Genomic DNA, 13,388 nt, shown 5'->3' with positions numbered 1-13,388 from the left:
ACCATATATATTGAGAAAAACAAAATTTCGTCGTCTACTATTACTCAGAGAACAACGAATTAAGCCAGTGATAAAAAAGGAAATACTCGATGCAGACCTCTATGACCATGGCTATTTATAAGAACTTTCTGGGACACGCGCCAGACTGGTATAAAAAGACCATCATTGGGTTTTTAATTGCTAATCCCCTGTTATTCATGCTTGACCCCTACCTTGCTGGCTGGGTGTTAATTGTGGAATTTATTTTTACACTTGCCATGGCACTGAAGTGCTATCCATTACAGCCCGGTGGTTTGCTGCTCATTGAAGCATTGTTTATAGGCATGACCACGCCCGACCATGTACTTCACGAAATTGAAGTAAATCTGGATGTACTGTTACTGCTGGTCTTTATGGTGGCCGGTATTTACTTTATGAAAGACCTGTTGCTCTTTTTGTTCACCAAACTGGTAATAAGGGTTCAAAATAAAACTATCCTGTCGTTGTCATTCATTGTGGCGTCGGCGTTCCTGTCTGCATTTCTTGATGCACTCACTGTGGTGGCCGTAATCATTGCGGTAGGTCTGGGTTTCTACACTATTTATCACAAGGTCGCATCGGGCAAAGAATTCCATTCCGATCACGACCACACCTCCGACGACACGGTACAAGAGCTGGGCAGAAACGACCTGGAAGACTTCCGCGCATTCCTGCGCAATCTAATGATGCACTCAGCAGTGGGTACCGCATTGGGTGGTGTAATGACCATGGTAGGCGAGCCCCAAAACCTGATTATTGCCGATAAAGCAGGCTGGGATTTTGTTGAATTCTTTATGCGTATGTCGCCAATTACGGTACCTGTTTTCGTTATGGGTATCCTTACGACCATTCTGCTGGAAAAAACCAAGACCTTTGGTTACGGTGCAAAATTACCGCCCGCCGTGCGCAATATTCTGGTTGAGTACGATAAACACATGGACGAAGCCCGTTCAGTGCGCGACAAAGCCCGCCTTGCCATTCAGGCATTAATTGGTGTTTGGCTGGTAGTAGGTTTAGCGTTACACCTAGCAGCTGTTGGCCTGATTGGTCTGTCAGTTATTATCCTTGCCACGTCAATGAGTGGTGTAATTGAAGAGCATGCGTTGGGTAAGGCGTTTGAAGAAGCGCTGCCATTTACCGCGCTGCTGTGCGTATTCTTTGGTGTAGTTGCAGTGATTATTGATCAGGGCTTGTTTGCACCTGTTATCCATTGGGTATTGTCGTTTGAGGGTGAAACACAGCTAGTGATGTTTTACCTGGCAAATGGTGTGTTATCCATGGTGAGTGATAACGTATTCGTAGGCTCCGTGTATATCACAGAAGTAAGTAAAGCATTGCAGCATGGTCAGATTACCCGTGACCAGTTCGATCTGTTGGCAGTTGCCATCAATACAGGTACCAACCTGCCAAGTGTTGCAACCCCTAACGGACAGGCTGCATTTTTGTTTCTGTTAACCTCCGCTATTGCCCCGTTGTTGCGTTTATCCTATGGCCGAATGGTGGTAATGGCGCTGCCTTACACTATTGTGCTGACATTTGTAGGTCTTGGCGCAACCTATATCGGTCTGGCAGATACAACACAGTGGCTATACGACATGCACCTGATTGAACACCATTCTGCCTTACCATCAGCGAACAGTGGGCACTAGGAGCATAATTTAGGATGAAGTTTATCCATGGATTGAGCCAGTGGGCAGAGCAACGTTCTGCCTGGCTGGTGTTATTTTTAACGTCTTTTAGTCTGGAATGCACAGCGCTGTACTTTCAACATGTCATGGGGCTTGCCCCCTGCATTATGTGTATTTATCAGCGCACTGCTATGTGGGGCATTGTACTGGCCGGATTGCTGGTAGTAGTGTTCAACAAAGCGGTTACCCGCTTCCTGGCACTTGGCCTTTGGGCATATAGCGCGGTTCAGGGCTATTTGGTTGCTTCTGAGCACGTAGAAATTATCGAGGCTGACGACCCTTTCTTTGCCAGTTGCGAGATTTTCCCCAACTTCCCAAGCTGGGCGCCACTGCATGAATGGTTGCCTTCTGTATTTGCTGCGCCAGGTGATTGTTTGGAAAACTCCTGGCAGTTCTTGTCAATGGGTATGGCCCACTGGATGCAGATTATCTTTGCCGCCTATTTTGTGGTGTTTGCCTTGGTACTTAGTGCGCGTTTAATCGACAAGAAAGCCTTTTGATAGACCTCAGTACCGTTCCTGTTCGCCTTGCCCCGATCCGTACCGATGCGGGGCAAATTCATTTGATCCGCGCAAACAGCAAGTACGCAGAATGCGTTGCACAAGCTGGTAAGCTGGCATTTGATTCAGTTAAACCCTGGATGGGTAACAGCCTGGTACCCACTACTCCGCGCACTGCTAAACTGCTATTGGATGCATTAGAGAAACAACGCGATATTGGCTACGGTGTTTGCTATTTGTTGATTTGGCAGCAGCAATGCCTGGGCATGGGTATTCTGAATTACATTCACCCTGTTCATCGCAATGCGAATCTGGGGTTATGGTTAATTCCGGAGGCCAGAGGAAAAGGGGTTGCGTTTACACTTTGTCAACGCCTGATTGATCTGGCGACCCACCCCTTAAAACTCAATCGATTGGAATATCTGACACTCCCCGACAACATCGCCAGCATAAAACTGGCGAAGGCACTGGGTGCTCAACAGGAAGGATTGTGCCGGCGCCGCGTATTTGGCGAGGATGCTTTGTTATTCAGCATTCTGATATAGCGTTGCGTAGTCTGCGTTATTCGAGATCTTCCAGCGGCCAAATGGCAATATAGTCTTCAAAGTTGTCTAAGTCAGCGTCGCTCTCAGGTACGGTTTTCCCCCTCACAGACATACCCGCTTTGTGCATGGCTGTCTTTTTACCGCGATTGAGCAACGGATGCCAACTGGGTAATCCTCTCCCCTCGTGCAAACGGCGATAGCTGCAACTGGGTGGCATAAAAAAGATTTCTTTGAGGTTTTCCCGAGTGAGCTTAACACAATCAGGCACGAACTCGGTGCGCCTGGCATATTGTGTACAACTGCAGGTTTTTGTATTCAGTAAATCGCAGGCAATATTGGTAAAGTGAATCACTTCGCCGGCCTGAATATGCGCAGTGGATTCTGCTTCGGTGACTGAATCATCGTCTATAAACTTGTGCAAACAACATTTAGCACAACCATCGCAAATGGATTCCCACTCAGCCTGGTTCATTTCATCCAGTGTTTTGGATTCCCAAAAGCGTTCCATATCAAGCTCCTACCACCCGGGTTTCAATGTTAAACCAAGGCGACATATTCAGCGTAAGTGTGTCTTGCGGTTGTAGCGGCCCCACGCCTTTGGGTGTGCCAGTTAATACAATATCACCGGGCTCAAGCGTGAATACCTCAGAAATGGCTACCAGAAGCGATTGAATATCCCGCATCATCATACTGGTGTTGCCCTGTTGTTTGACTTCACCATTCACAGTGAGCGTAAAAGTGAGATCCTGTAAATCAGCAACCTCATTCGCTGGTGTAAAAGCACTTACCGGACACGCTTTGTCGAATGCTTTTGCCCGTTCCCACGGATGCCCATCAGACTTTAGCTTATCCTGAACGTCGCGAAGCGTGAGATCAAGCGCAAGCCCTACGCCTGCAATCGCAGCCGTTGCCAGTGCAGGCGTTGCACGCGTAAGTGTTTGTCCAATCAGAACAGCAACTTCAAGTTCATTGTGACAAGCCCCCAGATGAGTAGGAATAACCACCGGTTCAGTAACCGAACACAACGACGTGGCTGGCTTTAAAAACAACAGTGGTTCGGCAGGCACATCATTGTTGAGTTCCTTAATATGATCAAGGTAATTGCGCCCCACACAGACTACTTTGCCAGCAGGCAAGCCAAACGGTAATCCTTGCAAATTCAGGTGTTGATACATTAGTGACCCCGCTTAATTCGTTCTGACAAATAACTTACCGAAACCCCAAAATAGCTGCTGCGGTTCCACTTCATCAAGGTATGAAAATTATGGTATACCAGATATAACCGGCCCTTTTCTCCGTCGGGCATGATAAGCGATGCGTTAATGTCTACGTCTGGCAAATCCTTCCCATCGTAGCGTCTAACGCCTTGTGCCTGCCAGAACGACAGTGGTTTGAACTTATCTTTTTCTAATCCCGCCAGCGCAAAATCAAAGTTATTGATTACTGACACCTGGCGTCCCCAGGTCCCCTCATTCTGCCAGCCTTCAGAAGACAGGAAATTGGCGATAGAGGCAAACACGTCTGCAGGCGTACTCCAGATATCTTTCTTACCGTCGCCGTCATAGTCTACTGCGTAGTGTAAAAATGACGTTGGCATAAACTGGCTTTGCCCCATAGCGCCAGCCCAGGAGCCGTTAAAATCTTTCAGAGCCACATGGCCTTCCTGCAGGATAGTCAACGCGGCCATTAATTGCTTTTTAAACATATCCTCGCGACGGCCCTCAAACGCCAGTGACGCCAATGACGACAATACTGGGTGACTGCCCTGAATTTTCCCAAAATTAGATTCATTACCCCATAGCGCCACAATAAATCTTGGCTGTACGCCGTATTGCTGGCCAATTTGGGTTAACAGCTCCTTGTTCTCTTCCATTAACGCAACGGCTTGCTGTACCTTCCAGTCTGGTACCCGGGTAGTTAAATATTTATCCAGGGTAATTTTTGTTTCAGGCTGGTTGTTGTCGGCTTTTACTACCGTCGGGCGATAGAATACGGTAGCAAATACGTTGTCAACAAACTGTTTGCCAAACCCTTGTGCAACTGCTTCCTGCTTTAGCGTTTCTTTATAGAGGTCGAATTCGGCGTCTTTACTGTCGGCCGCGTAACTACCCACTGACATCAGCAAAGTACACATCGCCGCTGTTAGATGTTTAATTATTTTCATGTGTTTATTTTCAGGCTTGTGAAGGTTTACTGTCTAACCCCAGGCTTTCCCGGTGCACTTCAAGCAGGTTTTCTTCTTTTGGTGGCATTTGTAAATAAAAACCTTTGTCGTTTATGGCCTCAATTAATTTGCTCTTATCTACGCCGCCAAGCGCCTCTCGCTTTGATAATGGCAACATCATCACTAGCTGAGGTCTGCCAAACTGGCTCATCAGCGCCTCTGGCACTGCGGAGAAATCATCTTTTTTAGCCACATACAGGTACATGCCTGCTTTTTTTGCGGTTTTGTATACTGCTAATAACATGTCTTACCTATTTGTTTGAATGTAGAACTGCCTTTACGACAGGTTCAAAATACGCTGCACGCCAACCGGTTAATACATCAGGCTTTAATCCCTGCACCCGGCATTCGTCAATGTCAAACCAATGCCATTTTAGCAGTTGGTTGAGTTGCTTTTTAGAGGCAATGACTTCCTCACTCACGCCATGTTCTACTGCAATTTCGGCTGTAGCGTGTTTAAATCTTGCCAGCGTTTGTTTGTACTGTGGAAAATCAATCAGTCTTAAAATACGTGGAATATGATCTTCCGGCGCTGTATTGTCGAATTCGTCTAATCCATTCTGAATTACATCCAGCAAAATTTCTGGTCTTAAACGGCGCTCCTGTGGCGTTAAGCAGTGTATGCGCGACAATGCATTTTTAGACTGTGGCATACGCAAAGCCAATTCGAATAAGTGCGCTTCCTTGAATACAAAATTCAGTGCCATGTCTTTTTGCTGGGCGCGGGTTAAACGCCATGCTGCCAGATGCTTTAACACAGTTAACTGCTGCGATGATAATTTCCAGGCATTGTTGATTTGCAGATAGGCGAATTGGGCTGGTATGTTTGCTTTCTTTTTATCTGCCAACGCGGCAGATTCCGAAAACACCCAATCCAGTTTCCCTCTGGCTACCACCATGTCATAGAGTTGCTCAAATGCAGGGAGCAAGTAAAGTACATCGTCAGCTGCGTAGCGGCATTGGCTGTCAGACAGCGGTCTGGCCAGCCAGTCGGTGCGCGATTCGCCTTTTTCCAATGTAATTTCCAGCAGCATCTCAATCATGCGCCCATATCCCATGGTTGTTCCCAGCCCCAGTAGTCCTGCTGCAAACTGGGTATCAAAAATAGGCGTAGGTACCAAAGAGAAGCTTGCCAAAAAGGCTTCTAAATCTTCCGAACAGGAATGCAATACCTTAATAACATGAGGATTAACCAACAAATTGGTTAGCGAGCTCAGGTCGTCTATGGCCAGAGGATCGATTAGCGCCAATTGATGTCCATCGAACAATTGCACCAGACCCAATGCAGGAGCCAGTGTGCGCGTGCGTACAAATTCGGTATCAATAGCAATGGCGCGATGACGCGCTGCCCTGGCACACACTAAATCAAGGGTTTCCTGATCCTGTATAAAGATATAATCCATAAATAATAAAGCCGGCGTTGCGCCGGCTTTATTCAGGTTGGGGTGCTGCTTATTTTCTAAGCTCCCGACGCAGAATTTTACCGACGTTAGTTTTAGGTAATTCTTCTTTGAATTCTACGTGTTTAGGCACCTTGTAGCCAGTAAGATGTGTACGACAATGTGCAATCACTGCTTCGGCTGTGAGTGAATTATCTTTACGAACGATAAAAAGCTTCACCACTTCACCACTGACCTCATGTGGCACACCTACTGCCGCGGCCTCCAGAACAGCTTCGTGCATCGCAGCAACTTCTTCGATTTCGTTAGGGAACACATTAAAACCGGAAACCAAAATCATGTCTTTCTTGCGATCTACAATGTAGAAGTAACCATCTTCATCGGCCCGGGCGATATCACCTGTAGCTAACCAACCGTTGTGAATAATTTCATCGGTTGCTTCAGGCCGCTTGTAATACCCTTTCATTACCTGCGGTCCTTTTACCCACATTTCGCCCGACTCCCCGGGGGCCACTTCGTTGCCATTCTCATCTACCAGCATGATATCGGTAGACGGTACCGGCATACCTATTGACCCTTTGTACGCTTCTAATTGTGGAGGGTTAACGGTAACCACCGGCGCGCATTCGGTTAATCCGTAGCCTTCCAGTAGCACGGTGCCTGTAACCTTTTGCCAGCGTTCTGCAACCGGGCGCTGTACAGCCATACCACCGCCCAAACCAAACTTGAAGTTGGTGAAGTCGAGGTCACTGAATCCAGGGGTATTAAGTAACCCATTAAACAGCGTATTTACGCCGGGTAAAATTACAAACGGATATTTGCTAAGTTCTTTCACAAAACCAGGCATATCCCGTGGATTAGTGATCAACAGGTTCGGACAGCCAAATTTCAAAAACAGTAAGCAATTCGCGGTAAGCGCGAAGATGTGATAGAGCGGCAACGCTGTTACAACCAGGTCTTTACCGGGTGTAATCACCGTGGCCAGAATGCCAGACACCTGCTCTAAGTTGGCAATCATGTTGCGGTGCGTCAGCATTGCCCCTTTAGACACACCCGTTGTACCACCGGTGTATTGCAAAAATGCCAGGCTTTCGTTGCTGATCTCAACTTTCTGGTACCCTAAATGCCTGCCCGCATGTAGTGCACCCATGAAAGGTCTTGCAGTCGGCAGGTTGTAATCGGGCACCATTTTTTTAACCCGCTTCACTACAAAATTCACAACCCAGCGTTTAGGTGCCGGTAACATGTCACCCAGAGAGGTAATTAGTACATCTTTGATGCCCGTTTCGGCAACGACCTTTTCCAGGGTGTGAGCGAAGTTATCTACAATAACAATGCCTTTGGCACCGCTGTCGTTAAGCTGGTGTTTCAACTCACGCGCGGTGTATAGCGGATTCACGTTCACTACCGTCATACCAGCACGCAAAATACCAAACATCGCCACCGGATATTGCAGTAAATTAGGCATCATTATGGCGACAGCATCACCCTGCTCAAACCCGTTGTGCTGCAAATAAGCCGCAAAATGCTTAGAGTGCATATCGAGCTCGGCAAAGCTCATTTCCTGCCCCATATTGATATAGGCGGTCTTATCGCCATACTGGGCAACCGATTCGTCAAGAATATCAACGATTGAAGCGTAACGATCCGGGTCGATTTCCGGGGTTACTCTTGGGTCGTAATGCTTAAGCCAGTTTTTTTCCACCAACCTCTCCTGTCAACTCTACTTTGACGATGATTGTTCACACAAGTCCACGCATCAGCCTCGGCATACGCTCAAAACTGGTCCGATTTGTTTTAATAGTATCGGATGTTCGCGAAAAGATAAATGACGTTGTTTACATTTCCTCAACAAAGCTGCGAATTGCAGTGCTAACTGCTGAAGGATTAATCATATGAAAATGATGTCCTCCTGAGAATAGTTCAATCTGACTGTTTTTCCACCATATTTTCCGTTTTGGATAAATTGTTTCGAGGTGCTTAAAACTGTCGGTAGCGCCGCCAAACCAGACCGGGCAACGAATTGCTTCCATCAAATTCTGTGCCTGTGATTCAGTAAGCCGAAGCGTAGATTTTGTGCGCAATCTGGGGTCACTTCCCCACACAAATTCGCCTTCATCGTTGCACTTAATATTACGCATTATAATCGCACGTGCATGTTCAGCATTAATGTCGCTAATTTTGCAACGTGCCGCCACAGCAGCGTCGATATCAACCGGCCGTGAGCCTGAGCCAGTGCTTTGCTTCGGCAGTCGGCTTAACACTGACTCCCGAACCTGAGATGCACTAGTATCCGCTTCCATGGTTAGAGGGCCACAGGCATCAATAGACACCACTTTTGCTACGCGTTCAGGGAATACGCCTGCGTAGATGGTAGCTAAAATGCCGCCCAATGAGTGACCAATTAGAATGACATCCTGCCAGTTATTGGCTTCGACCAACTCATGAATATCCTGAATAAAATCAAGTTGATGGTAATGCGCTCCCAGCGGGCGGTGGTAGCTTTTCCCATGACCCGGCAGATCGATAGCAATAAATTGATAATTGTCGAAAAACGGGAATAGACACGCCAGACTTTCTGCATTATCCAAAAATCCATGCAGCCCCAGTATTACTGGCCCCTTCCCGCTATTAGTTAACCCGTGAAGTTCACCTTGAGACAAAGCGAATTGCCATGCTTGCATAACAAATAGTCCTGAAAATGTTGTCCTGTAATGAGTGTAACAAACATCACACAAGAGCGGGTATTGATGTGTTATCCCGGTGCAATAAGTAAAACAGGCGGCAAATAATTGCCGCCTGTTTATTTATAACCGGTATAGATTGGCCTGCTAAGCGGCATACTCTTTCCGTTATTGTTGCTTGGCTGGTCGAACAACATTGCCAGGCTCGCGAGGCTGAACCCGCAAGGTAGCAGAAGGCTCGCCATTATTGCCACGATAGGAACGCGGCGCGGGCTTACTCTTTCCACCGTCATCCTGCCCATTTCTTGCGGGGTGATAACGGCTCTGAGTGTAGTGATATAAACTGAACCCGCTTCTGTATCCTGGATGGTAAAGGCCCCAAGGCCCCCAGTAGCGCGGGTAAAATGGAGAATACCAGCCACCATAAAAATCAAAGAATACCGAATTGGTATTGTATAACTGCTGGTCGCGCCACAAATGATAGTCTTCTACCATTATGGCTGGGAACATATAAGGCTGCTCGCCTACCATGCCTGCCAGTGGTTGCGAAACCGTACCAACAAAAGTGGCCAACCGGCCTTCTGCAAACATAATGGGATCAACAAAATTGTTTATTACTGCCTTGAATCGTCCGGGTGTTTGCTCGGTTGTAATGGGCTTTGCGTAATGATTCAGCGGAAAGTACACCATTTCGATGGTGGTTTTGTTGTCTTTATTTTCCACACTGGTAATGATGCCGCCCCAACGCGCCTGTTGGCCAATGACGCCGTCGCCAGCGACAACGGCTTTTGAATAACCTACCAGCGCTTTGTCGTCAGCGACTTTAATTGGATCAGGAACGATGGCACAGCCCGAGAGACTTAAAACGGCTGCAATGATCAGTGCACGATAAAACATAAAACACCCCTTGTATTTGAAACGAATGATAAGGGAAATACCTGATAAATCCATGACGTCTGGCATGTATAAAAGTTAAATCAGCGCTGACACTGTGCTCAATGTGTCCACAGCAAATCAGTACAACACTGTTAGCCTTCCCTGTTTAAACCCAAACGGGTCCATTCTCGATCACTTTGGCGTGTACGGCTTCGTCAAAGCTGAAATGTCACACGCTTTGTTAATATTATCTGAAAGTTGCCTGAATGGAAGCTGAACTCACCGTTTGGTTTTAATGTGAAATTTTTGTTAAAACAAGAGGCGTTAAGCGTAAATATCTACGCCCATTATTTGACGAACAGAATCGCGTTTAGTTTCACGCTCAAAACTCAGATACTCCCGCACAGCCTGCTCTGCCTGTGGAGCGGGTTTATCATAACCCGCCTTGGTACGAAATGCGTCGGCTTTGGCATAAGAAACTTCATCGCCGCTAATCACTACCGCGCGTTTATTTTGCTCTGTGACTTGTTCTGTTTCAGGTACAACGTGCTTTACCGGCTTGGGCCGGTTGTCGCTGCGATCAATGACAGGTATATTGGAAGTCTGACGAATATCCATTTAACAGAGTATGCCGATGTTCCGAATGTGCTTGAAACTAAAAAGTGCCAACAAAACTCTGACACTTTCCCTTACGTCCGGATTGCTCTGCAATTTTTAAGCCTGAATTGTTAAAAACCTTGAGGCTATTCTCTGCCAGGTAGCTTTTTCCAGGTCACAGTATCGCGTAAATACACGGGTGACACAGACTCCGCAGACGTAAACTCGTTGCGAAGAAAAGCCTGCTCTGCCAAAGGAAGCATGTGCCTGGCGTAAGGATATGACACGCTAACATTAATATTGCCTGCTGCAGCTGCCAGTTCAGGATAAGCCTGCCAACCTGTGCCGGCAAAACCTGTATCCGAGGCTGTTGTTAGTGTTGCAGCCTGCACAGGAGAAAGCACCTGCTCATCGCCATCCGTTACGGCCAGACCTTGTTTATTTTGAAAACGCGCAAAATACACTTCCCCCATACGCGCATCGATAGCCACTGCCACATTCTCCACAGCCTGGCTTGCTATTACCTGTTGTGCCATGGCTTGCAGTGTACTAACCCCCACAACCGGTAATCCAGCCCCTAATGCCAGCCCCTGAATGATACCTGTAGCAATACGCACGCCGGTAAAGCTGCCGGGGCCTCGGCCAAAACCCAACACCTGAAGTTCGTTTAACGTAGCCCCTGCCTCATTCATGACCTCTTCTATCATGATCAGAATTTTCTGACTGTGTTGTTGCGGGCAAACTTCGTAACGAGTATAGATTCTATTGTTGAATTGTAGTGCCACCGAACAGGCTTCGGTGGCCGTATCTATTGCTAAGATATTCATGACTTGGTCTTCTTTACGTCACTCTGACGTTGTTGAGTATTCACTAAAAAGGATTCTACTTCGCTGAGATCCCGCGTGCGCTTCATCGGCGGTAAGCTGCCTAAAAAGGTCTGTGCGTAGGGCTTGGTCACCAAACGGTTATCACAAATTACCAGCACGCCAACGTCCTCTGGGTCCCTGATCAATCTTCCCGCACCTTGCTTAAGCGTGATCACCGCTTGCGGTATTTGTATACTGCCGAATGGATTTCCGCCATTTTTTTTGCAGTCTTCCAGCCGCGCTTGCAACAAGGGATCGTCTGGTGCGGCAAAAGGCAATTTGTCGATGAGTACGCAGACTAAATCATCACCACGTACATCGACACCTTCCCAGAATGCGCCCGTTCCCAGCAATACCGCTTCGGGATCAGCTAAATACTGGGTTAGCAATGCCTGCTTAGATGTACTGCCTTGCACCAGAATAGGATTCGTTATTTTTTCCTGCAACGCCGCGGCCACATCCTGCATAGCAGCATGACTGGTAAACAATAAAAAGCAGCGCCCGTTACTGGCTTTCACCAACCGCATACTCACGTCCACCAGCGCTTGTCGCATGGCAGGCTGATGAGGTTCGGGCAAATACCTGGGTACACATAGCAGCGCCTGCTTGGCGTAATCAAACGGGCTGTCCAGCATCAGCGTTTTAGCACTTTCCAGGCCCATTCTGCGCTGAAAATGGGTAAAGTCGTTATTCACCACTAAGGTGGCCGACGTAAACACCCATCCTCGTTCATCGCTTTCCACAAATCGTCGGAACTTGGCAGCAATAGACAGCGGCGTCATATGCAACACAATATGCCGTGGCGTGGTCTCGTACCACAGGCTCATGCCATCGTGTTGATCGGTGGTAAACAATGCCAGCTTATCACGCACCTGAACGATGCGGTCGAACAGATTATCCAGATCTTTGTCGCGGCCAATGTGCAGTTTGCATACGTCGTACACTACCCCCACGGCATCTTCCAGACGCGACATTTGCGTGCGGACCTCTTCTCGCTCGAGGTGTTCCACCCAATTGCCCTTAGCCGCTTTATCGGCAAACAGCAATCGCAAATCAGCGGCCTGCATACGCATTTTCTCGCCCGCTTTTTCAAGTTGCTCAGCATCTTTTAGCACTGTGCGATACAGCAGGGTGATTTCTTTGCTAATGTCCTGAATTTGACGGGTAGAAACGGCTTCACCAAAATATTCGCTGGCAATGTCGGGGATTTGATGAGCTTCATCAAACACAATACATTCGGCGTCGGGGATCAGTTCACCAAAACCGGTGTCTTTGAGCGCCATATCGGCAAAAAACAAGTGGTGATTCACTACCACAATATCGGCGTCCATCGCCTTTTTTCGCGCTTTAACTAAGTAGCAATCTTCGTAGTCCGGGCAGTCGCGCCCCAAGCAGTTGTCCACCGTGGACGTTACTAATGGCAATACTCTGGCATCTTCCGGCAGGGTTTTGATCTCCCCTACATCACCGGTTTTAGTAGTATTGGCCCAGGCCCGTACAATGGACAATTCATTGAGTACGTCACTCTCAACTAATGTGGAGTTTCCACCATGCTGACCCAGTCTGTGGGTACACAAATAGTTCGCCCGCCCCTTTAACAAAGCTGTTTTGCGGTTACTGGCGAGGGCTTTTTTGATAACAGGTAAATCGCGGTGATAAAGCTGTTCCTGCAGATTTTTAGTCCCGGTAGAAATAATCGCTTTACCCTTGGCAAGCAATACCGGCGCAAGATATGCAAAGGTTTTGCCGGTTCCGGTACCAGCTTCAATGATCACGCTATGCGATTGTTTGATGGCCCGCTCTACCGCTTCGGCCATATCCGTTTGCGCCTGCCGGGGCTTGAATCCCCTGATTGATTCTGCCAGTAATCCGGTGCCCGAAAACACTTCACTTAACGTGGGCATAGTTTCTCTGTGTGATGTACCAAAACGGGTATTATGCCAAATAAAATTGAAAACGTCTGTGTTTAGCCGGCCAGCCGGTTAATCTG

General features: G+C 47.6%; 14 protein-coding genes. 3 read left to right on the top strand and 11 right to left on the bottom strand.

The window, feature by feature from the left end:
- Positions 1-89: 89 nt before the first annotated feature.
- The 3 genes from nhaB to FJ444_RS03525 are packed head-to-tail and all read left to right on the top strand — an operon-like array spanning position 90 to position 2,751.
- Entirely contained in the window at positions 90-1,667 is a 1,578-nt protein-coding gene (gene nhaB / locus FJ444_RS03535) for a sodium/proton antiporter NhaB (RefSeq protein WP_140956547.1), read from the top strand.
- Positions 1,668-1,681: 14 nt separating this feature from the next.
- The gene (dsbB, locus tag FJ444_RS03530; protein ID WP_140956546.1) at positions 1,682-2,206 is read left to right on the top strand and encodes a disulfide bond formation protein DsbB; all 525 of its coding nucleotides are present in this window, start codon (positions 1,682-1,684) and stop codon (positions 2,204-2,206) included.
- Positions 2,203-2,751 carry a GNAT family N-acetyltransferase gene (locus tag FJ444_RS03525; RefSeq protein WP_140956545.1) on the top strand — a complete coding sequence of 183 codons (549 nt, stop codon included), beginning with the start codon at positions 2,203-2,205 and terminating at the stop codon, positions 2,749-2,751. Before dsbB ends, FJ444_RS03525 begins: the two co-directional genes overlap by 4 nt.
- Before the next feature lie 16 nt (positions 2,752-2,767).
- On the opposite strand, the gene FJ444_RS03520 is transcribed toward FJ444_RS03525, so the two are convergent.
- The 11 genes from FJ444_RS03520 to FJ444_RS03470 form a co-directional block, all read right to left on the bottom strand.
- Positions 2,768-3,259 (bottom strand): YcgN family cysteine cluster protein, encoded by a 492-nt coding sequence (locus FJ444_RS03520; protein ID WP_140956544.1) that lies wholly within the window; start codon positions 3,257-3,259, stop codon positions 2,768-2,770.
- Between the two features lies 1 nt (position 3,260).
- Complete coding sequence (locus tag FJ444_RS03515) at positions 3,261-3,926, bottom strand: fumarylacetoacetate hydrolase family protein (RefSeq protein WP_140956543.1); 666 nt, start codon at positions 3,924-3,926, stop codon at positions 3,261-3,263.
- The gene (locus FJ444_RS03510; RefSeq protein ID WP_140956542.1) at positions 3,926-4,915 is read right to left on the bottom strand and encodes a lytic transglycosylase domain-containing protein; all 990 of its coding nucleotides are present in this window, start codon (positions 4,913-4,915) and stop codon (positions 3,926-3,928) included. The genes FJ444_RS03515 and FJ444_RS03510 overlap by 1 nt, the downstream gene beginning before the upstream one ends.
- Before the next feature lie 10 nt (positions 4,916-4,925).
- On the bottom strand, positions 4,926-5,219 hold the full coding sequence (locus tag FJ444_RS03505) for a YcgL domain-containing protein (RefSeq protein WP_140956541.1): 294 nt from the start codon (positions 5,217-5,219) through the stop codon (positions 4,926-4,928).
- Positions 5,220-5,226: 7 nt separating this feature from the next.
- Positions 5,227-6,378, bottom strand: a complete 1,152-nt coding sequence (gene rnd, locus FJ444_RS03500; protein WP_140956540.1) for a ribonuclease D — start codon at positions 6,376-6,378, stop codon at positions 5,227-5,229.
- 49 nt (positions 6,379-6,427) lie between these two features.
- Entirely contained in the window at positions 6,428-8,080 is a 1,653-nt protein-coding gene (fadD, locus tag FJ444_RS03495; protein ID WP_140956539.1) for a long-chain-fatty-acid--CoA ligase FadD, read from the bottom strand.
- A gap of 133 nt (positions 8,081-8,213) precedes the next feature.
- Entirely contained in the window at positions 8,214-9,059 is an 846-nt protein-coding gene (locus FJ444_RS03490) for an alpha/beta fold hydrolase (protein ID WP_140956538.1), read from the bottom strand.
- Positions 9,060-9,227: 168 nt separating this feature from the next.
- The gene (locus FJ444_RS03485; protein WP_140956537.1) at positions 9,228-9,956 is read right to left on the bottom strand and encodes a Slp family lipoprotein; all 729 of its coding nucleotides are present in this window, start codon (positions 9,954-9,956) and stop codon (positions 9,228-9,230) included.
- Positions 9,957-10,259: 303 nt separating this feature from the next.
- Complete coding sequence (locus FJ444_RS03480; protein WP_140956536.1) at positions 10,260-10,553, bottom strand: hypothetical protein; 294 nt, start codon at positions 10,551-10,553, stop codon at positions 10,260-10,262.
- A 125-nt stretch (positions 10,554-10,678) separates the two neighbouring features.
- Positions 10,679-11,359 carry a tRNA (adenosine(37)-N6)-threonylcarbamoyltransferase complex dimerization subunit type 1 TsaB gene (gene tsaB / locus FJ444_RS03475; RefSeq protein WP_140956535.1) on the bottom strand — a complete coding sequence of 227 codons (681 nt, stop codon included), beginning with the start codon at positions 11,357-11,359 and terminating at the stop codon, positions 10,679-10,681.
- On the bottom strand, positions 11,356-13,302 hold the full coding sequence (locus FJ444_RS03470) for an ATP-dependent DNA helicase (protein WP_140956534.1): 1,947 nt from the start codon (positions 13,300-13,302) through the stop codon (positions 11,356-11,358). Before FJ444_RS03470 ends, tsaB begins: the two co-directional genes overlap by 4 nt.
- Positions 13,303-13,388: the final 86 nt, after the last annotated feature.

Source organism: Aestuariibacter sp. GS-14 (genome assembly GCF_006494365.1).
GTDB lineage: Bacteria > Pseudomonadota > Gammaproteobacteria > Enterobacterales > Alteromonadaceae > Alteromonas > Alteromonas mangrovi.
Note: the sequence above shows the minus strand (reverse complement) of the source record. Positions and strands in the feature narration are given on the sequence as shown.

Coding starts and splice junctions, on each gene's coding strand:
- nhaB (WP_140956547.1), top strand. CDS start 90: ATGCAGACCTCTATGACCATGGCTATTTATAAGAACTTTCTGGGACAC.
- dsbB (WP_140956546.1), top strand. CDS start 1,682: ATGAAGTTTATCCATGGATTGAGCCAGTGGGCAGAGCAACGTTCTGCC.
- FJ444_RS03520 (WP_140956544.1), bottom strand. CDS start 3,259: ATGGAACGCTTTTGGGAATCCAAAACACTGGATGAAATGAACCAGGCT.
- FJ444_RS03515 (WP_140956543.1), bottom strand. CDS start 3,926: ATGTATCAACACCTGAATTTGCAAGGATTACCGTTTGGCTTGCCTGCT.
- FJ444_RS03510 (WP_140956542.1), bottom strand. CDS start 4,915: ATGAAAATAATTAAACATCTAACAGCGGCGATGTGTACTTTGCTGATG.
- FJ444_RS03505 (WP_140956541.1), bottom strand. CDS start 5,219: ATGTTATTAGCAGTATACAAAACCGCAAAAAAAGCAGGCATGTACCTG.
- rnd (WP_140956540.1), bottom strand. CDS start 6,378: ATGGATTATATCTTTATACAGGATCAGGAAACCCTTGATTTAGTGTGT.
- FJ444_RS03490 (WP_140956538.1), bottom strand. CDS start 9,059: ATGCAAGCATGGCAATTCGCTTTGTCTCAAGGTGAACTTCACGGGTTA.
- FJ444_RS03485 (WP_140956537.1), bottom strand. CDS start 9,956: ATGTTTTATCGTGCACTGATCATTGCAGCCGTTTTAAGTCTCTCGGGC.
- FJ444_RS03480 (WP_140956536.1), bottom strand. CDS start 10,553: ATGGATATTCGTCAGACTTCCAATATACCTGTCATTGATCGCAGCGAC.
- tsaB (WP_140956535.1), bottom strand. CDS start 11,359: ATGAATATCTTAGCAATAGATACGGCCACCGAAGCCTGTTCGGTGGCA.
- FJ444_RS03470 (WP_140956534.1), bottom strand. CDS start 13,302: ATGCCCACGTTAAGTGAAGTGTTTTCGGGCACCGGATTACTGGCAGAA.